The following is an 18,053-nucleotide window of genomic DNA, read 5'->3' on the forward strand; positions in this document are numbered from 1 at the left end:
TCGCCGGTTGCGTCATCCGAACCGCCGGGCCGATCGATCGCGCACGGTCCGAACGACCGCCGATCGGCAAGCGTCCGCATGCAGGCGACGGGCGGCGATGGACTGCATTCGATTCGCGATCGAGAAACGAAACCGAACCGGCGGGCCGGACGAAGACTTCGTCCCGCTTCGAAAAACGACAGGCGGCCGTACCGAACGGGAGGGAAGCGGCAGTGCCCATGACATAGAACGATCGGCGTAAACGGGGAGTGTCCGCTTGCGGACGCAACAGCGCCAACATTTCAGTTGATCCACAACCCCGATGGGTCAATTGTTCGAGCGCCCATCGCCTTTTGGCCGGTGGGCGTCTTTTTTTGTGCGCTCGCTTCTGTATGATGTGCTGGCACGCAGGCGGCACGCGCGGGTTCCCGTGCGACCGATCCTGCCCGTCCATCCGCACCGCCATGACCGATCCCGACCCTTCCCCGCACGTTCCCGTCGATCCCGCGTCGCTCGATGCGCTTCATGCGTTCGTCGAGCGTCATCCCCGCCTGTTCGTGCTGACGGGCGCGGGGATCAGCACGGATTCCGGCATCCCCGGCTACCGCGACCGCAACGGCCAGTGGATGCGCACCGCGCCGATCCAGCTGCAGGAATTCCTCGGCTCGGACGCCGCGCGGCGCCGCTACTGGGCGCGCAGCATGATCGGCTGGCCCGTCGTCGGCCGCGCGAGCCCGAACCGCTCGCACGCGGCGCTCGCGCGGCTCGGCGCGGCCGGCCGGATCGAGCGGCTCGTCACGCAGAACGTCGACGGGCTGCATCAGCGCGCGGGCAGCGCCGACGTGATCGAGCTGCACGGCGGCATCGGCGGCGTGACCTGCCTCGACTGCGGCGCGCAACATGCGCGCGCGGCCATCCAGACCCAGCTCGAAGCGGAGAATCCCGATCTGCTCGACGCGCGGGCCGAGCCTGCCGCCGACGGCGACGCGCATCTCGAATGGCACGCGCTCGACACGTTCCGCGTGCCTGCGTGCCCCGCATGCGGCGGCCTGCTGAAGCCGTCCGTCGTGTTCTTCGGCGAGAACGTGCCGCGCGAGCGCGTGGCCGCGGCCGCGGCCGCGCTCGATGCGGCCGATGCGGTGCTGGTCGTCGGCTCGTCGCTGATGGTCTATTCGGGCTATCGCTTCTGCGTGTGGGCGCAGGCGCAGAGCAAGCCGGTCGCGGCGCTGAATCTCGGCCATACGCGCGCCGATCCGATCCTGACGCTGAAGGTCGAGGCGCCGTGCGGGCCGGCGCTCGACGCGCTGAATGCGCGTCTCGGTCTGGCCGATGCGCTGAATTCGCGTCCCGGCCCGGCTGACGCGAATACCGAACGGTCTTCGACATGAGCGGCGATCGTTCTCCCGCCGATCCGTCGCAGCGGCTCAGCGCGCCCGCGGCCGAACGCAATCGCGGGCCGATTCTCGACGTGCTGCGCCGCGTGCTGCCCGCGCGTGGCGCCGTGCTCGAGATCGCGAGCGGCACCGGCCAGCACGTCGTGCATTTCGCGCAGGCGCTGCCCGCGCTGGATTGGCAGCCGAGCGACCCCGACACGCACGCGCGGCGCTCGATCGCCGCGTGGATCGCGCACACGGGGCTGCCGAACGTGCGCGAGCCGCTCGCGTTCGACGTGCGCGACGCGTCGTGGCCGCTCGCGGCAGTCGACGCGATCGTCTGCATCAACATGATCCACATCGCGCCGTGGGCGGCGGCCGACGCGCTGTTCGCGGGCGCGTCGCGCGCGTTGCGGCCGGGCGGCGTGCTCGTGCTGTATGGTCCGTATCGCCGCGGCGGCCGGCATACCGCGCCGTCGAACGAAGCGTTCGATGCGCAGCTCAGAAGCCGCGATCCGTCGTGGGGCGTGCGCGATCTCGAGACGGTCGTCGCGCTCGGTCTCGATCGCGGGCTCGACTGCGTCGAGGTGGTCGAGATGCCGGCGAACAATCTGACCGTCGTGTTCCGGCGGCTGCCGTCGGCGGAGCAGTGACGCCGCGACGCCGTCGCGCGGTTTCCCTTATCCTTTCGGCTATGCGCGCGGCCCGTTCGGCGCGCGCCCCTGTTTATTTCCGGAGAATCGAACAATGGGCAAGCAAGCCATCGGCGTGGTCGGGCTCGCGGTCATGGGCCGCAATCTCGCGCTCAACATCGAGAGCCGCGGCTATGCGGTGTCGGTGTACAACCGCAGCCGCGAGAAGACGGACGAACTGATCGCCGAATTTCCCGACCGCAAGCTGGTGCCGACCTATACGCTCGAGGCATTCGTCGCGTCGCTGGAAACGCCGCGCCGCATCCTGATGATGGTGAAGGCGGGCGACGCGACCGACGCGACGATTGCGTCGCTGAAGCCGCTGCTCGAGAAGGGCGACGTGCTGATCGACGGCGGCAACACGCACTTCACCGACACCGTGCGCCGCAACCAGGAGCTCGCGCAATCGGGCCTGCACTTCATCGGCACCGGCGTGTCGGGCGGCGAGGAGGGCGCGCTGCACGGCCCGTCGATCATGCCCGGCGGCCAGCGCGCCGCCTACGATCTCGTCGAGCCGATCCTGAAGCAGATCGCCGCGAAGGCGCCGTCGGACGGCGAGCCCTGCGTCGCGTACATGGGCCCGGACGGCGCCGGCCATTACGTGAAGATGGTCCACAACGGGATCGAATACGGCGACATGCAATTGATCGCCGAAAGCTATGCGGTGCTGAAGCAGGTCGCGGGGCTGTCGAACGAAGCGCTCGGCCGTGTGTACACCGAATGGAACCAGGGCGAGCTCGACAGCTATCTGATCGAGATCACGTCGAAGATCTTCGGCAAGAAGGACGACGCGACGGGCGAGCATCTGGTCGACGTGATCCTCGATCGCGCCGCGCAGAAGGGCACCGGCAAGTGGACGAGCCAGAACGCGCTCGATCTCGGCGTGCCGCTGCCGCTGATCACGGAATCGGTGTTCGCGCGCGTGCTGTCGTCGCTGAAGACCGAGCGCGTCGCGGCGAGCAAGGTGCTGTCCGGGCCGGCTGCCCTGCCGCCGGACGGCGATCGCGCCGCGTTCGTCGAGGCGGTGCGCCGCGCGCTGTATCTGAGCAAGGTGATCTCGTACGCACAGGGTTTCGCGCAACTGCGCACCGCGTCGCACGAATACGGCTGGCACCTCGACCTCGGGACGATCGCGCGCATCTTCCGCGCGGGCTGCATCATCCGCGCGCGCTTCCTGCAGAAGATCACGGACGCGTACGCGAAGGATCCGGCGCTGGCGAACCTGCTGCTCGACCCGTACTTCCAGGACATCGCCGCGAACTATCAGGCGTCGCTGCGCGACGTCGTGGTCGCCGCGGTGAGGGCCGGAGTGCCGGTGCCGGCGTTCGCGTCGGCGATCGCGTATTTCGACAGCTACCGGTCCGAGCGCCTGCCCGCGAATCTCGTGCAGGCGCAGCGGGACTTCTTCGGTGCGCATACGTTCGAGCGCACCGACCAGCCGGGCAGCTTCCACGCGAACTGGTCGTGACCGGCGGCGCGCGGCGGGCATTGTTGCGAAATGCTATTCGACGAGTAGGGTTTTGATCGGCTGACCCGGAAATTGTTGGATTCGGCGAAATAGTGTTTTCGCTGATTCATGGTTTTCCCTAGGTGATCGACTGACTACACTTCAGTCACTCGCCGCACGCAATCAGGTGTGTGGCGAAGCAAAAAATCACGGAGGTCAATCATGAAATCGCTGATCGCAACGCTTGCTGTCGCTACCGTTCTCGCCGCTCCGGTGGTGTCGTTCGCCCAACAGAACGGCCCGGTCACGCGCGCCCAGGTGAAGGCCGAACTGTCGACCCTCGAACAGGCCGGCTACAACCCGCTCGCGAACCGCATGTACTATCCGGACAACATCCAGGCAGCCGAGGCGCGCGTGCATCCGCAGCAGAACGTCGCCGCGGCCGACACGAGCGGTTACGGCACCGAGCCGCTCGCCAAGCGCGAAGCCGGCGGTCCGGCTCCCAATCGCCGCATCGCCGATGGCGCACCGATCTATCGGGGGCGTTGATCGCCGCGCCGGGGCGTCCCGGTTTTCGCAGTCCCCGCAGCCCGCCGTTCCGCGATCCGGAACGGCGGGCTGTTTTGCTGGGTGACGCGCGTCAGTGCAGCGGGCGCTTGCCGTCGCCGATGTCCCGGAACAGCGCGTCGCGCGGCTCGAGCGCGGTCAGCCAGGCCTCGTCGTAGCCGCTGAGCGCGTCCAGCGCGCCGCGCAGGCGTTCGAGCGCCTCGACCGGCAGCTCGACGCTTTGCCGGGTGCCGCCCGACAAATGCGTGACGCTCGCGAGCTGCACGAGCGCGTCGGCGGCTTCCGCGACGTCGGCGGAGAACAGCAGATGGGTGTTCAGCAGTTCGGCCAGCCCGCTGGAGCCGCCGAAATCCTCGACGTTGAGCTGGACGGAAATAAAGGTCGCATTGTTCATCGTCTGTCTCCTGGCAATGCTTCCACGAGTATAGGGTCCGTTGCCGTCATGAACGGACCATGCATCGTCGATGTTTCGTCATGGACGAACGGCGATACTATCGTGCTTTGGGGGGCGCCGGCGATGTTCGTCGACGGTGTTCCGTCCCGATATGCGTCCCGATATGCGGCTCGAAGCGGCCGGATGATATCTTCTCACTTTTGCGAGTGCGGCAAAGTCCGACACGCCGGCGTCGACCGGCGCGGACCGCGCTGCGAACACTGACGGCCGCTTCAGGCGGCCGGACACCGGTTCGCCCGTCGAACCGGACATGACTGCGTCACGCGCTGGGGGGCAGCGCCAAGACGCGATTCCCGGAGGTTTGCTTGAGAACACCGTTTCCCGTTCATTTTTCCCCGAACCGATGGCTGGCGCGGGCCGCGCTCGCGGCCGGCATCGCCGCGCTGGCCGGCTGCACGGTGACCCCGTGGACCGACACCTGGCAGCCGTATCGGGCGCCGGCGCCGAGCCCGTCCGCATCGTCCGGCGTGCTCGCGGGCTACTACCGCGTGAATCCGGGCGACACGCTCGCGGGCGTCGCCGCCGCGTTCGGCCAGCGGGTTCAGGACGTCGCGAGCTGGAACCACATGGCGCCGACCGACGGGCTGTCGGTCGGCCAGGTGCTGCGCGTCGCGCCACCGCCCGCGGCGATCCCGCTGACGCCGCAGTCCGCGCCGTCGCTGTCCGAGTCGCTGTCGTGGCCGGCAACCGGCACCGTGACCGCGCCGTTCGTCCCGGGCAGGACGCGCGGGATCACGATCACCGCGTCCGGCCCCGACCAGACGGTGCGCGCGGCCGCACCCGGCCGGGTCGTCTACGCGGGCACTGGCGTGAAGGCTTACGGTCCGCTCGTGATCCTGAAGCATGAAAGCGGGCTGATCACCGCGTACGGCCACGCGGGCTCGCTGCTCGTGCACGAGGGCGACGCGGTGCGCGCCGGGCAGCCGGTCGCGCAAATGGCCGTCGACCCGAGCGGCCGCGCGTCGTTCGAGTTCGAAATCCGGCAGAACGGCAAGCCCGTCGATCCGATGGGATATCTGCCGAGGAACGGTGGCTGAACCGGTCGCCGTTTCGCGTGCATGGCGCGTGCGTTGTGCCGGGCGGCGCCCGCGGCTAGCCGGCGGGCGCCGTTGCCGGCCGCCGCTGCAATCGGTTGCCGAGCCAGCGGATCGCGATCATCAGCATGCACGCGCCGATCGCGATCAGCGTGCATTGCAGCGCGACCGGGATGTAGCCGTGCGGACGCGGATCGACGAACGGGTACGGATACCAGTTTTCCCACGCGCCGCGCACCAGCGTGTACCCGAGATACGTGACCGGGAAGCCGAGCCACGATGTCGCGCTCGGCCACGAGATCGGCGTGCGGGGCACCACGTAGAGCCAGTCGGCGAGTACGACGAGCGGCACGATCCGGTGCAGCACCCAGTTGTTGTACGCGGGCGTGATGTGGAGCAGCGCGTCGCGATGGGCGAGCAGCACCTCGTAGACGATCGCGGTGATCAGCAGATACAGCACCGCCGCGCCGCGCATCGATTCGTAGCGTCTCGACACGGGGCGCGCGGCCAGCAGGAGCCCGGCGCACAATATGCCGCCCGCGTACAGGTTGCTCAGTTGCGTGAAGTAGCTGAGGAAGTTGCCGAGATGAAACGTCGGCATGTCCCAGTCGACGGCGATGCTGTGCAGCGGCGCCGAGAGCGCGAGCAACGCGGCGGTCAGCCGGTAGGACGTGACGAAAGTGGTTTTGCTCATCGCGCCTCCCCGACGTCGAAGGCCAAAGCAACATCGTGCCACAACCGCGTGCGGCCGGCGCTTGCGGAAACCCCTCAACACGACACGAGATAAAGCATGAAAAACATTCTCGCGAGACGGGCGCGATACAGCACGCCCGCGATTCTTTTCCACTGGGTGATCTTCCTGCTGGTGGCGCTCGCGTATCTGGCCATCGAGGTCCGGGGCCCGAAGGGCAGCGCGAGCCGCGCGTTCTGGATGAACGCGCACGAATGCGCGGGCGCGCTCGTGCTCGTGCTGTCGGTGCTTCGCGTCGCGTGGCGCACGGTCAGCCGCGTGCCGGATCCGGTGCCGCAGCCGGCGCTGCTGCGCTGGCTCGCGAAGCTCACGCACGCGGTGCTCTACGTGTTCATCGTCGCGCAGCCGCTGCTCGGCATCATGACGATCAACATGGGCGGCCATCCGGTCACGCTCGACTGGGTCGGCTGGTCGTTCACGCTGTTCGGCCCCGACAAGGCGATGGCGCGGACCGTGAAGGAACTGCACGGGCTGCTCGGCAATACGTTCTACTTCGTGATCGGCCTGCACGCGCTCGGCGCGCTCTATCACCACTTCGTCAAGCGCGACGGCCTGCTGCGCCGGATGTCGTTCTGACGCGCGGCCGCCCGCCGCGCGCGAATCGAAGGCGAAAAAAAGCCCGGCGCGTATGCGCCGGGCTTTCCGTGGTCCGCCAGCCGCCTTGCGGCGGCCGGCGGGCGCTTACGCCGCGAGCAGCGAGCGCAGCACGAACGGCAGAATCCCGCCGTGCTTGTAGTAGTCGACTTCGATCGGCGTATCGATGCGCAGCAGCACCGGCACGCGCACCGTTTCGCCGTTCTGGCGGGTGATCACGAGCGTGACGTCCTGCTGCGGCTTGAAGTCGTCGCCGAGGCCTTCGACGTCGTACGTTTCGTCGCCGGTGATGCCGAGCGACTGGATGCTGTCCGCGCCCTTGAACTGCAGCGGCAGCACGCCCATGCCGACGAGGTTCGAGCGGTGGATCCGCTCGAAGCTGCGGGCGATCACGGCCTTCACGCCGAGCAGCTGCGTGCCCTTCGCGGCCCAGTCGCGCGACGAGCCGGTGCCGTACTCTTCGCCCGCGAACACGACGGTCGGCGTGCCGGCGTCGATGTACTTCATCGCGGCGTCGTAGATCGACAACTGTTCGCCGCTCGGCTGGTGGATCGTCAGGCCGCCTTCGACGCGCGAGCCGTCGGCCTTCACCGGGATCATCAGGTTCTTGATCCGGACGTTCGCGAACGTGCCGCGCATCATCACGTCATGGTTGCCGCGGCGCGAGCCGTAGCTGTTGAAGTCGGCCTTCTGCACGCCGTTCTCCTTCAGCCACCGGCCCGCCGGCGAATCTTCCTTGATCGAGCCCGCCGGGCTGATGTGGTCGGTCGTCACCGAGTCGCCGAAGATACCGAGCGCGCGCGCGCCCGACACTGCTGCGATCGACGCGGCCGGCTCCATCGAGAAATCGCTGCCGAAGAACGGCGGCTCCGCGATGTAGGTCGACTTCGGCCAGTCGTAGACCTGGCCGGTTTCGCCCTCGATCTTGCTCCACAGGTCGCCCTTCTTCGTCAGGTGCGCGTAGTTCTTCTCGAACTTGTCCGGGTCGAGCGCGTACTTGAGCAGCGACTGGATTTCGTCGCTCGTCGGCCAGATGTCGCCGAGGTAGATGTCGCGGCCGCCCTTGCCCTGGCCGACCGGCTCCGTCATCAGGTCGCGCGTGATGTTGCCCGCGATCGCATACGCGACGACGAGCGGCGGCGACGCGAGGAAGTTCGCGCGGATGTTCGGGTGGATGCGCGCCTCGAAGTTGCGGTTGCCCGACAGCACGGCCGCCGCGACGATGTCGTTCTTCGTGATCGCCTCGTTCAGCTCCGGCGTCAGATCGCCCGCGTTGCCGATGCAGGTCGTGCAGCCGTACGCGGCGAGTTCGAAGCCGAGCTTCGAGAGGTACGGCATCAGGCCCGTTTTCGTCAGGTACTCGGTGACGATGCGCGACCCCGGCGCGAGCGACGTCTTGATGTGCGGCGCGACCTTCAGGCCGGCCTCGACGGCCTTCTTCGCGAGCAGGCCGGCGGCGAGCAGCACGCTCGGGTTTGACGTGTTCGTGCACGACGTGATCGCGGCGATCAGCACGTCGCCGTTCTTCACGGTGATGCCGTCGCTCGTCTGGTACTCGGCGGTCAGGTCGTCGGCCTTCTTCGCGAAGCCGTTGTCCGCGACCGGCTTCGAGAACAGCTCGCTGAACGTCGACTTCACGTGGCCGATCTCGATGCGGTCCTGCGGACGCTTCGGGCCCGCGAGCGACGGCGCGACCGTCGCCAGGTCGAGCGTCAGCGCCTTCGTGTAGTCGATGTCGCCGGCCTTCGGAATGCCGAACAGATCCTGCGCCTTGAAGTAGTTCTCGAACGCGGCGATCTCGGCCTTCGTGCGGCCCGTGCCCTTGAAGTAGTCGATCGTCTTTTCGTCGACCGGGAAGAAGCCCATCGTCGCGCCGTATTCCGGCGCCATGTTCGCGATCGTCGCGCGGTCCGGCAGCGCGAGCGTCTTCGTGCCCTCGCCGAAGAACTCGACGAACTTGCCGACGACCTTTTCCTTGCGGAGCATTTCGGTGATCGTCAGCACCAGGTCGGTCGCGGTCACGCCTTCGCGCAGCTTGCCCTTCAGCTCGACGCCGACGACGTCCGGCGTCAGGAAGTACACCGGCTGGCCGAGCATGCCGGCTTCCGCCTCGATGCCGCCCACGCCCCAGCCGACCACGCCGATGCCGTTGATCATCGTCGTGTGGCTGTCGGTGCCGACGAGCGTGTCCGGGTAGTAGACGTGGCCGTCTTCGTCCTTCTTCCGGTGGACGCCGCGCGCGAGGTACTCGAGGTTCACCTGGTGCACGATGCCGATGCCCGGCGGCACGACCTTGAACGTATCGAATGCCTGCATGCCCCACTTCATGAACTGGTAGCGCTCGTTGTTGCGCTGGAATTCCAGCTTCATGTTCAGGTCGAGCGCGTCCTTCTGGCCGAAGTAGTCGATCTGCACCGAGTGGTCGACGACGAGGTCGACCGGCACCAGCGGCTCGATCTTCTTCGGGCTCACGCCGGCGCGCTTCGCGACGCCGCGCATCGCGGCGATGTCGGCGAGCAGCGGCACGCCGGTGAAGTCCTGCAGCACGACGCGGGCGACGACGAACGGGATTTCGTCGACGCGCTTGGCCGTGGGCTTCCAGTTCGCGAGCTGCTCGATGTGCTCCTCGGTGATCTTCTTGCCGTCATAGTTGCGCAGCACGGATTCGAGCACGAGCCGGATCGACACCGGCAGGCGTTCGATCTTCGTCTTCAGCTCCTTGCCGAGCTGGGGCAACGAGTAGAACTTGCCTTTGCCGGAACCGCTGTCGAATTCCTTGAGGGTCTTGTGCAGATTGTGGGCCATGATGGTTTTCCCCTGGGTTTAGGCGAGAAAAGAGTTCATGTAGATGACGGCTAGATCACGTACAAGTCGACGTACTCATCGACCGGCATCGCTTCGAGCTTTGCCTGGTCCAGCGACACGTCGAGAATCGCTTGTTGCTGCTTTGCCGGAAAGCGGCGGGCGAGGTTGGCCCGGAACTTCTCGATCAGAAGCGGGATGCCGTCGGCGCGGCGTCGCTGGTGGCCGATCGGATACTCGACGGCCACTTCGGCAAGCGTCGATCCGTCCGCGAACTCGATCGTGAGCGCATTCGCGATCGACCGCTTGTCCGGATCGTGATAATCCTTCGTGAATTGCGGGTCTTCCACGCAGACCATCTTCGCGCGCAGCGCGTCGATGCGCGGGTCGCGCGCGACGTCGTCCTCGTAGTCGGCGGCGGTGAGGCGCCCGAACAGCAGCGGCACCGCGACCATGTACTGGATGCAGTGGTCGCGATCGGCCGGGTTCGCGAGCGGCCCCGACTTGTCGATGATGCGGATCGCCGCCTCGTGCGTGCGGATCGTGATCCGCGCGATGTCGTCGGTCGAGCGGCCGGCCGCCGCGAGCTGCGCGTGCAGCTGCATCGCGGCTTCGGCGGCGGTTTGCGCGTGGAATTCGGCCGGGAACGCAATCTTGAACAGCACGTTCTCCATCACGTACGTGCCGTACGGGCGCTGAAAGCGGAACGGTTGTCCTTTGAACAGCACGTCGTAGAAGCCCCAGGTCTTCGCGCTCAGCACCGACGGGTAGCCCATTTCCCCCGTCTTCGCGATCAGCGCGAGGCGCACCGCGCGCGACGTCGCGTCGCCGGCGGCCCACGACTTGCGCGAACCCGTGTTCGGCGCGTGCCGGTACGTGCGCAGCGGATGGCCGTCGACGAACGCGAGCGATACCGCGTCGATCAGCTCGTCGCGCGTGAGCCCGACGAGGCGCCCGACGACCGCGGTCGACGCGACCTTCACGAGCAGCACGTGGTCGAGCCCGACCTGGTTGAAAGAATTCTCGAGCGCGAGGCAGCCCTGGATCTCGTGGGCCTGGACCATCGCGATCAGCACGTCGCGCATCGCGAGCGGCGGTTTGCCGGCTGCGATCGCGGTGCGGGAAAGCCAGTCGGCCGTCGCCAGGATGCCGCCGAGATTGTCGGACGGATGGCCCCATTCGGCGGCGAGCCAGGTGTCGTTGAAGTCGAGCCAGCGGATCATCGCGCCGATGTCGAACGCGGCCTGAACCGGGTCGAGCTGGAGCGACGTGCCGGGCACCTTCGCGCCGTTCGGCACGACCGTGCCCGGCACGATCGGCCCGAGCAGCTTCGTGCAGGCGGGATAGGAGAGGGCCTCGAGCCCGCACCCGAGCGTGTCGATCAGGCAGTGACGCGCGGTCTCCAGCGCGAGCGCGCTGTCGATCCCGCCGGCGTTCAGCACGTAGTCGACGATGTCGACGAGCACCGGATCCGGAGCGGGACGGACGCTGGAGATCGAGGCGGACATGAGGCTCCTCGGGCGAACGCGCTTAGTTGGTTTTCAGCTCGTTCGACTGCGTCGGCGCCGGCGCGCCTTGCGCCATTTCGGCGGTGTGGCACTCGTCGGCGAGGCGCTCGCCATCCTTGTCGCTGAACAGCATCGCCTTCGCCGGGATCACGACGAGCTTCATCCCCTGCGCCGGATCGTAGAACACGTCCGCGCCGGTGTTGTTCTGTTCGCGCGGCAGCTTGTAGTTCTTCTGCGCCCAGTGGACCGTGACGACCTGGTCACGCTTCATGTCGCCGGCGAGCTCGAACGACAGACCTTCCGCGCACGACCAACGGGCGGCGCCTTCCGGCACCGGATCCACCTTCGCGGCGGCGCGTTCCTGCGCCTTCTTGCTGCGCGGGATCAGGCGGCGCTTCGGTGCCGGGCGCTTGGCGACCTTCTTGTGAGCGGGCGTGCCGGAGTCTTGGGCGAACGCGGCCGGAGCCGTCACCAGCATCGTGGCGGACAGCGCGCCGATGGCGGTCGCGATCAGCAATTTCTTCATGGAGTCAGAACCTTTCGATAGTCAGTTAACAAAGGCCGGCGGTATCCGCTGCCGGCCGGGGTTGAACTGCACGCGCCCCGGAAGCGCGCAGCGGCCGCTATTTTCTCCTATTTGGCCGCACAAATTTAAGGTTTTCGGGCCCCGTAACATTTGTATTCAATTCGTCGAGCGGGGCGGCGCCGATCGCTCATGCCGGGCCTCCCGCGCCTGAGCTGGCCGCGCCTGGGCCGGTCGCGCGTACGCCGGCCGCGCCTACGCCGGTCGCACCTACGCCGGCCGCGCCGAACAGCGGTTCGGCGTCGGGCGGCAGCCGCTGCCCGGTCGCCCGCGCACGGCGCAGCACCGACCAGTAGTAGCGGTAGCTCGCGCGGTCGTGCAGCGTGTCGCGGTGGCGCGTCGGCCCCCAGTCGGCCGCCTGCGCGGCGAGCAGGATCTCGGCGGCGAGCGCGACTTCGTCGGTGCGCGGCGCGAACGCCGCGACGATCGGCCGGACCTGCGCCGGATGAATGCTCCACATCCGCGTGTACGCGAATTCGTCGCGCGCGCGCTGCGCGTCGCTGGCGACGACGCTCATGTCGCGCACCTCGGTCGTCACGTTGTGCGACGGCGTCTTGCCGTGCGCGTGGCACGCGGCGGCGATCTCGAGCTTCGCGCGGCGCACGAGCGGATGCTCGAACTGGCCGGGCGAGCGCATCGCGGCATCGGGAATCGCGCCGTGGTGCGCGGATACGAAATCCATCAGCCCGAAGCTCAGCGTGCCGACCGCCGGCAGCGCGGCGAGCGCGGCCGCTTGCGCGAGCGCGCCGTGCGTCTCGACGAGCACGTCGGCCGGAATCGGCCGCGCGATGCCGAGCTCGCGGCGCGTGCCTTCGATGAATGCGCACATCTCGGCCGCGTCGGCCGCGTTCGCGATCTTCGGCAGCGTGATGTAAGCGGGCGCGCGCGCGGCGCGCAGCACGATGCGCACGTCGTCGCGCCAGTGAGGATGGGAAAAGTCGTGGATCCGGACGCCGACGCGCCCGAAACGGTTCTCGGCGCTGCCGAGGATGTCGGCGACGAGCGCCGCGTGCGCGGCCTCCTGGCCGACGGCGGCGCCGTCCTCGCAGTCGAGCGTGATGTCGAAGACCGGGCCGAGCTCGGCCTGCAGCGCGAGCGACTTGCGCATCAGCTTCTCGCTGCCCGCGTAATGGTCGCAGCACGGCAGCATCGGGGGCGGCGCGGCGCCGTCGTACAGCACTTCTGCGGGAGTGAGCGCGGGCATCTTCTTCGGCGTCAGGCAATCGAGACCGGCAGGGTGGAGAAGATCGGATTCGGACGTGCTCTGGGCCAGCGGCGGCCGTGCTCGCGGGCGGCAAAACACGTTCGAATCGGATTGCGATGCGCGCGGCCGGCGGCGGACCGCCGGCCGCGCATCGCTGCCGGGCCGCCGCAGGCGGCCCGGGAAGCGCTTACTTCAGCAGATGGGCAACGCCTTCGCGCTCTTCGAGCAGCTCGGCCAGCGTGCCGTCCATCTTCTCGCGCGAGAACGCGTCGATCTCGAGGCCTTCGATGCGCGTGTACTCGCCGTTTTCGCAGGTCACCGGCACGCCGTAGACGATGTCTTCGGGGATGCCGTACGAGCCGTCCGACGGAATGCCCATCGTGACCCACTTGCCGTTCGTGCCGAGCACCCAGTCACGCACGTGGTCGATCGCCGCGTTCGCCGCCGACGCCGCCGACGACAGGCCGCGTGCCTCGATGATCGCCGCGCCGCGCTTGCCGACGGTCGGGATGAACGTGTTGCGGTTCCATTCGTCGTCGTTGATCAGCTTCGTCAGCGATTCGCCTTCGGCCGTTGCGACGCGGAAATCCGGGTACATCGTCGGCGAGTGGTTGCCCCACACCACGAGCTTCTCGATCGACGCGACCGGCTTGCCCGACTTGGCCGCGAGCTGCGACAGCGCGCGGTTGTGGTCGAGGCGCAGCATCGCGGTGAAGTTCTTCTTCGGCAGGTCCGGCGCCGACTTCATCGCGATGTACGCGTTCGTGTTCGCCGGGTTGCCGACGACCAGCACCTTCACGTCGCGGCTCGCGACTTCGTTCAGCGCGGCGCCCTGAACCGTGAAGATCTCGGCGTTCGCCGACAGCAGATCCTTGCGCTCCATGCCCTTCGAGCGCGGGCGGGCGCCGACGAGCAGCGCGACGTCGGCATCCTTGAACGCTACCTTCGGGTCGTCGGTGATCACGACGCTCTGGAGCAGCGGGAATGCGCAGTCATCCAGTTCCATCACGACGCCTTTGACGGCGGCTTGCGCTTGCGGGAGGTCGAGCAGTTGCAGAATGACCGGCTGATCCTTGCCGAGCAGGTCGCCGTTCGCGATGCGGAACAGCAGGGAATAAGCGATTTGACCTGCGGCGCCGGTGACGGCAACGCGCTTTGCGGGCTTAGCCATTGAAAATCTCCAGGACGGGTGAAGCGGTGGACGCTAGGGAAAACGCCATTTTATGCGCGTTACACGTTGCGTTGCTGTGAAGCAGGGCGGAGGATTCTCGGGGGCATGCGCGCGCGCGCCTGAGTGGGCCGGTGCACGTGGCCGGGGGCGCGCCTGAAGACCCGCGAACCCTTGCTCGACCCGGAGTTTAGGAGCCGCGCGACGCAATGTCAAACAGTATCATATGTCTTATATAAGACAGATGTATTCGGGAAATTCTCTGGACGCAAAAGCCGGGTTTGTGATGAAATGCGTGCCATGACATCGAACCAGGCGAACACCGCGAATCCGACTGGCGCAGGCGGCCCAGGGCAGCCGGGCGGGCCCGATGTCGCGCCTTCGCCGTCGCCGACGTTCAGTCCGTTATACCAGCAGATCAAGTCGTTGATCACGCAGAGTCTGGAAACGGGTGAATGGAAGCCGGGCGAGATCATCCCGAGCGAGGTCGAGCTCGCGGGCCGCTACAAGGTCAGCCAGGGCACCGTGCGCAAGGCGATCGACGAGCTCGCCGCCGACAATCTGCTCGTGCGCCGTCAGGGCAAGGGTACGTTTGTTGCAACGCACAACGAAGAGCGCGCGCAGTTCCGTTTCCTGCGCCTGCTCGCGGAGGACGGCGCCGAGCATCCGCACGTGAGCCGCCTGCTCGAGTGCCGGCGCACGCGCGCGCCCGCCGAGATCGCGCGCCAGCTCGACCTGAAGCCGGCCGATCCGGTCGTGCAGGTGCGGCGGCTGCTCGCGTTCGACGGCGACCTGACGGTGCTCGACGAGATCTGGCTGCCGGGCACGATGTTCCGCGGGCTGACGTTCGAGCGGCTGAGCGAGTACAAGGGGCCGCTCTACGCGATGTTCGAGACCGAGTTCGGCACGCGGATGATCCGCGCGTCGGAGAAGATCCGCGCGGTCGCGGCCGAGCCGTCGGTGGCCGACCTGCTGAGCGTGCCGCCGGGCTTTCCGCTGCTGTCGGTCGAAAGGGTTTCGTATACATATGGCGACCGCCCCGTCGAGGTGCGGCGCGGATGGTATGTCACGACCGGGTACTACTATCAGAACGATCTGAGCTGACGCATCGACTCGGGGCGCTGGGGCCCCGGTGGGCTCGGGTCGCGCGCTGTCGCCGCTACCGGTGGATGCACGCGCGCTTTGAACTGGTTTTGGACCGCGTTTGCTTCCTGTCGCGCAACGATTCAACGCAGACTTTCGCTGCAGCGCGATATAAAAAAGCGCTAAAATCGCGGATTAGTGTGACAACATAGTGGGGTCTAGCATGAGTGACGCAGTAAGAAAACCGAGACCGGAATACCGGAACATCGGCTTCGGAGACATCACGACGAAATACAGCCTGCCTCTCGCGGCGAAGGTGTCGATTCTCCATCGAGTCAGCGGCGCGCTGCTGTTTCTTTTTCTCCCGTTCCTGCTCTATCTCTTCGACAAGAGCCTGACCTCCGAGATCAGCTTCCAGGTCTTCCAGCAGTTCCTCTCCAACATCATCGTCAAGCTGATCGTCCTCGCGCTGTCGTGGGCGTTCCTGTTCCACTTCTGCGCGGGCATCCGCCACCTGGCGATGGACATGAACCACGACGCGGTCACGAAGGAGCGCGGCAAGTCGACGTCGGTCGTCGTGCTGGTCGTCTCGTCGCTGCTGACGGTCGCGATGGCCCTCAAACTGTTCGGAGCATTCTAAGAAAATGGCAGCCAACAACCGAATCGGCTCGAAGCGCCTCGTCGTCGGCGCCCACTACGGCCTGCGCGACTGGCTCGCGCAGCGCATCACCGCCACGATCATGGCGATCTACACGATCGTGCTGCTCGTCCTGTTCTTCACCGCGCACGATTTCTCGTACGACGGCTGGGCGTCGATCTTCTCGGCGCAATGGATGAAGCTCGCGACGTTCGTGACGCTGCTCTCGCTCTTCTACCACGCATGGGTCGGCATTCGCGACATCTGGATGGACTACGTGAAGCCCGTTGGTGTGCGCCTGCTGCTGCAATCGCTGACCATCGTCTGGCTGCTCGCATGTGCGGGCTACGCCGCGCAGATTCTCTGGAGAGTGTAAAGAATGGCTGCAATCAAATCTTCCCTGCCGCGTCGCAAGTTCGACGTGGTGATCGTCGGCGCGGGCGGTTCCGGGATGCGCGCTTCGCTGCAACTGTCGCGCGCGGGCCTGTCGGTCTGCGTGCTGTCGAAGGTGTTCCCGACGCGTTCGCACACGGTCGCCGCGCAAGGCGGGATCGGCGCATCGCTCGGCAACATGAGCGAAGACAACTGGCACTACCACTTCTACGACACGATCAAGGGCTCCGACTGGCTCGGCGACCAGGACGCGATCGAATTCATGTGCCGTGAAGCGCCGCACGCGGTCTACGAACTGGAACATATGGGCATGCCGTTCGACCGCAACGCGGACGGCACGATCTACCAGCGTCCGTTCGGCGGCCACACCGCGAACTACGGCGAGAAGCCGGTGCAGCGCGCATGCGCGGCCGCGGACCGCACCGGCCACGCGCTGCTGCACACGCTGTACCAGCAGAACGTCGCGGCGAAGACGCAGTTCTTCGTCGAATGGATGGCGCTCGACCTGATCCGCGACGCGGACGGCGACGTGCTCGGCGTGACCGCGCTCGAAATGGAAACGGGCGACGTCTATATCCTCGAAGGGAAGACGACGCTGTTCGCGACGGGCGGCGCGGGCCGGATCTTCGCGGCGTCGACGAACGCGTTCATCAACACCGGCGACGGCCTCGGGATGGCCGCGCGTTCGGGCATCGCGCTGCAGGACATGGAGTTCTGGCAGTTCCACCCGACCGGCGTGGCAGGCGCGGGCGTGCTGATCACCGAAGGCGTGCGCGGCGAGGGCGGCATTCTGCGCAACTCGAACGGCGAACGCTTCATGGAGCGCTACGCGCCGACGTTGAAGGATCTGGCGCCGCGCGATTTCGTGTCGCGCTCGATGGACCAGGAAATCAAGGAAGGCCGCGGCGTCGGTCCGAACAAGGACCACGTGCTGCTCGACCTGTCGCACATCGGCGCCGAGACGATCATGAAGCGTCTGCCGTCGATCCGCGAGATCGCGCTGAAGTTCGCGAACGTCGACTGCATCAAGGAGCCGATCCCGGTCGTCCCGACGATCCACTACCAGATGGGCGGCATTCCGACCAATATGCACGGCCAGGTGGTCGGCACGTCGCGCGATCATGAAGAGCCGGTCAACGGCTTCTACGCGGTCGGCGAGTGCTCGTGCGTGTCCGTGCACGGCGCGAACCGCCTCGGCACGAACTCGCTGCTCGACCTCGTCGTGTTCGGCCGCGCGGCGGGCAACCACATCGTGCAGCACGTGAAGAACCAGAAGGAGCACAAGCCGCTGCCGGCCGACGCGGCCGAGTTCTCGCTGTCGCGCCTCGCGAAGCTCGAGCAGTCGTCGTCGGGCGAGTACACGCAGGACATCGCGAACGACATCCGCGCGACGATGCAGAAGCACGCGGGCGTGTTCCGCACGTCGGCGCTGCTCGCGGAAGGCGTGCAGGAGATGAAGGGCCTGGAAGCGCGCGTCGGCAACGTCCACCTGAAGGACAAGTCGAAGGTGTTCAACACCGCGCGCGTCGAGGCGCTCGAGCTGGCCAACCTGATCGAGGTCGCGCGCGCGACGATGGTGTCGGCCGAGGCGCGCAAGGAAAGCCGCGGCGCGCACGCGCACAGCGACTACGAGCATCGCGACGACGAGAACTGGATGCGCCATACGCTGTGGTTTAGCGAAGGCGACCGCCTCGATTACAAGCCCGTCCACATGAAACCGCTGACGGTCGAATCCGTGCCGCCGAAAGCGCGTACGTTCTGATCCGGCGAGTCAAAGGAATCCG

The 18,053-nt window shown here is 67.0% G+C and carries 17 protein-coding genes; 10 read left to right on the forward strand and 7 right to left on the reverse strand.

What is annotated here, in order from left to right:
* Positions 1-443: 443 nt before the first annotated feature.
* From HZI36_RS01005 to HZI36_RS01020, 4 genes are all read left to right on the forward strand, one after another.
* Entirely contained in the window at positions 444-1,367 is a 924-nt protein-coding gene (locus tag HZI36_RS01005) for an NAD-dependent protein deacetylase (protein WP_179400744.1), read from the forward strand.
* A complete protein-coding gene (locus HZI36_RS01010; protein ID WP_179400745.1) occupies positions 1,364-2,005 on the forward strand; it encodes a DUF938 domain-containing protein in 642 nt (213 codons plus the stop codon). Before HZI36_RS01005 ends, HZI36_RS01010 begins: the two co-directional genes overlap by 4 nt.
* Positions 2,006-2,099: 94 nt before the next feature.
* The gene (gene gndA / locus HZI36_RS01015; protein WP_179400746.1) at positions 2,100-3,512 is read left to right on the forward strand and encodes an NADP-dependent phosphogluconate dehydrogenase; all 1,413 of its coding nucleotides are present in this window, start codon (positions 2,100-2,102) and stop codon (positions 3,510-3,512) included.
* 201 nt (positions 3,513-3,713) lie between these two features.
* Complete coding sequence (locus HZI36_RS01020; protein WP_179400747.1) at positions 3,714-4,040, forward strand: DUF4148 domain-containing protein; 327 nt, start codon at positions 3,714-3,716, stop codon at positions 4,038-4,040.
* 91 nt (positions 4,041-4,131) lie between these two features.
* On the opposite strand, the gene HZI36_RS01025 is transcribed toward HZI36_RS01020, so the two are convergent.
* Positions 4,132-4,452: a hypothetical protein gene (locus HZI36_RS01025; RefSeq protein WP_179400748.1), complete on the reverse strand. Its 321-nt coding sequence runs from the start codon at positions 4,450-4,452 to the stop codon at positions 4,132-4,134.
* 365 nt (positions 4,453-4,817) lie between these two features.
* Here HZI36_RS01025 and HZI36_RS01030 point away from each other — a divergent pair, with 365 nt between their 5' ends.
* Complete coding sequence (locus HZI36_RS01030) at positions 4,818-5,549, forward strand: peptidoglycan DD-metalloendopeptidase family protein (protein WP_179400749.1); 732 nt, start codon at positions 4,818-4,820, stop codon at positions 5,547-5,549.
* 55 nt (positions 5,550-5,604) lie between these two features.
* Here the strand turns inward: HZI36_RS01030 and HZI36_RS01035 are convergent, their stop codons facing one another.
* Complete coding sequence (locus tag HZI36_RS01035; protein WP_179400750.1) at positions 5,605-6,240, reverse strand: Pr6Pr family membrane protein; 636 nt, start codon at positions 6,238-6,240, stop codon at positions 5,605-5,607.
* A gap of 96 nt (positions 6,241-6,336) precedes the next feature.
* Between HZI36_RS01035 and HZI36_RS01040 the strand changes: the two genes are divergently transcribed.
* Positions 6,337-6,873, forward strand: a complete 537-nt coding sequence (locus HZI36_RS01040; RefSeq protein ID WP_179400751.1) for a cytochrome b — start codon at positions 6,337-6,339, stop codon at positions 6,871-6,873.
* Positions 6,874-6,978: 105 nt separating this feature from the next.
* Here HZI36_RS01040 and acnA read toward each other — a convergent pair whose 3' ends face one another.
* The 5 genes from acnA to HZI36_RS01065 form a co-directional block, all read right to left on the reverse strand.
* Positions 6,979-9,696 (reverse strand): aconitate hydratase AcnA, encoded by a 2,718-nt coding sequence (gene acnA / locus HZI36_RS01045; protein ID WP_179400752.1) that lies wholly within the window; start codon positions 9,694-9,696, stop codon positions 6,979-6,981.
* Between the two features lie 50 nt (positions 9,697-9,746).
* Positions 9,747-11,201, reverse strand: a complete 1,455-nt coding sequence (locus HZI36_RS01050) for a bifunctional 2-methylcitrate dehydratase/aconitate hydratase (RefSeq protein ID WP_179400753.1) — start codon at positions 11,199-11,201, stop codon at positions 9,747-9,749.
* A 22-nt stretch (positions 11,202-11,223) separates the two neighbouring features.
* Entirely contained in the window at positions 11,224-11,727 is a 504-nt protein-coding gene (locus HZI36_RS01055) for a hypothetical protein (RefSeq protein WP_179400754.1), read from the reverse strand.
* A 187-nt stretch (positions 11,728-11,914) separates the two neighbouring features.
* Positions 11,915-12,988, reverse strand: coding sequence for an HpcH/HpaI aldolase/citrate lyase family protein (locus HZI36_RS01060; protein ID WP_246326922.1), 1,074 nt, complete (start codon positions 12,986-12,988; stop codon positions 11,915-11,917).
* A 187-nt stretch (positions 12,989-13,175) separates the two neighbouring features.
* A complete protein-coding gene (locus tag HZI36_RS01065) occupies positions 13,176-14,159 on the reverse strand; it encodes a malate dehydrogenase (RefSeq protein ID WP_179400755.1) in 984 nt (327 codons plus the stop codon).
* Between the two features lie 297 nt (positions 14,160-14,456).
* Here HZI36_RS01065 and HZI36_RS01070 point away from each other — a divergent pair, with 297 nt between their 5' ends.
* The 4 genes from HZI36_RS01070 to sdhA all read left to right on the forward strand — a co-directional run bounded on the left by HZI36_RS01070 (position 14,457) and on the right by sdhA (position 18,031).
* A complete protein-coding gene (locus HZI36_RS01070; RefSeq protein WP_218883528.1) occupies positions 14,457-15,260 on the forward strand; it encodes a GntR family transcriptional regulator in 804 nt (267 codons plus the stop codon).
* Positions 15,261-15,462: 202 nt separating this feature from the next.
* Complete coding sequence (gene sdhC / locus HZI36_RS01075) at positions 15,463-15,879, forward strand: succinate dehydrogenase, cytochrome b556 subunit (protein ID WP_179400757.1); 417 nt, start codon at positions 15,463-15,465, stop codon at positions 15,877-15,879.
* A 4-nt stretch (positions 15,880-15,883) separates the two neighbouring features.
* Complete coding sequence (gene sdhD, locus HZI36_RS01080; protein WP_179400758.1) at positions 15,884-16,252, forward strand: succinate dehydrogenase, hydrophobic membrane anchor protein; 369 nt, start codon at positions 15,884-15,886, stop codon at positions 16,250-16,252.
* 3 nt (positions 16,253-16,255) lie between these two features.
* Positions 16,256-18,031 carry a succinate dehydrogenase flavoprotein subunit gene (gene sdhA / locus HZI36_RS01085; protein WP_179400759.1) on the forward strand — a complete coding sequence of 592 codons (1,776 nt, stop codon included), beginning with the start codon at positions 16,256-16,258 and terminating at the stop codon, positions 18,029-18,031.
* Positions 18,032-18,053: the final 22 nt, after the last annotated feature.

The organism is Burkholderia guangdongensis (genome assembly GCF_013403875.1).
In the GTDB taxonomy this organism is placed as follows: Bacteria; Pseudomonadota; Gammaproteobacteria; order Burkholderiales; family Burkholderiaceae; genus Burkholderia; species Burkholderia guangdongensis.

What these genes read in the sequence shown, in the direction of transcription:
- HZI36_RS01005 (WP_179400744.1), top strand. Translation starts at nt 444, where the DNA reads ATGACCGATCCCGACCCTTCCCCGCACGTTCCCGTCGATCCCGCGTCG.
- HZI36_RS01010 (WP_179400745.1), top strand. Translation starts at nt 1,364, where the DNA reads ATGAGCGGCGATCGTTCTCCCGCCGATCCGTCGCAGCGGCTCAGCGCG.
- gndA (WP_179400746.1), top strand. Translation starts at nt 2,100, where the DNA reads ATGGGCAAGCAAGCCATCGGCGTGGTCGGGCTCGCGGTCATGGGCCGC.
- HZI36_RS01020 (WP_179400747.1), top strand. Translation starts at nt 3,714, where the DNA reads ATGAAATCGCTGATCGCAACGCTTGCTGTCGCTACCGTTCTCGCCGCT.
- HZI36_RS01025 (WP_179400748.1), bottom strand. Translation starts at nt 4,452, where the DNA reads ATGAACAATGCGACCTTTATTTCCGTCCAGCTCAACGTCGAGGATTTC.
- HZI36_RS01035 (WP_179400750.1), bottom strand. Translation starts at nt 6,240, where the DNA reads ATGAGCAAAACCACTTTCGTCACGTCCTACCGGCTGACCGCCGCGTTG.
- HZI36_RS01040 (WP_179400751.1), top strand. Translation starts at nt 6,337, where the DNA reads ATGAAAAACATTCTCGCGAGACGGGCGCGATACAGCACGCCCGCGATT.
- acnA (WP_179400752.1), bottom strand. Translation starts at nt 9,696, where the DNA reads ATGGCCCACAATCTGCACAAGACCCTCAAGGAATTCGACAGCGGTTCC.
- HZI36_RS01050 (WP_179400753.1), bottom strand. Translation starts at nt 11,201, where the DNA reads ATGTCCGCCTCGATCTCCAGCGTCCGTCCCGCTCCGGATCCGGTGCTC.
- HZI36_RS01055 (WP_179400754.1), bottom strand. Translation starts at nt 11,727, where the DNA reads ATGAAGAAATTGCTGATCGCGACCGCCATCGGCGCGCTGTCCGCCACG.
- HZI36_RS01060 (WP_246326922.1), bottom strand. Translation starts at nt 12,988, where the DNA reads ATGCCCGCGCTCACTCCCGCAGAAGTGCTGTACGACGGCGCCGCGCCG.
- HZI36_RS01065 (WP_179400755.1), bottom strand. Translation starts at nt 14,159, where the DNA reads ATGGCTAAGCCCGCAAAGCGCGTTGCCGTCACCGGCGCCGCAGGTCAA.
- HZI36_RS01070 (WP_218883528.1), top strand. Translation starts at nt 14,457, where the DNA reads ATGACATCGAACCAGGCGAACACCGCGAATCCGACTGGCGCAGGCGGC.
- sdhC (WP_179400757.1), top strand. Translation starts at nt 15,463, where the DNA reads ATGAGTGACGCAGTAAGAAAACCGAGACCGGAATACCGGAACATCGGC.
- sdhD (WP_179400758.1), top strand. Translation starts at nt 15,884, where the DNA reads ATGGCAGCCAACAACCGAATCGGCTCGAAGCGCCTCGTCGTCGGCGCC.
- sdhA (WP_179400759.1), top strand. Translation starts at nt 16,256, where the DNA reads ATGGCTGCAATCAAATCTTCCCTGCCGCGTCGCAAGTTCGACGTGGTG.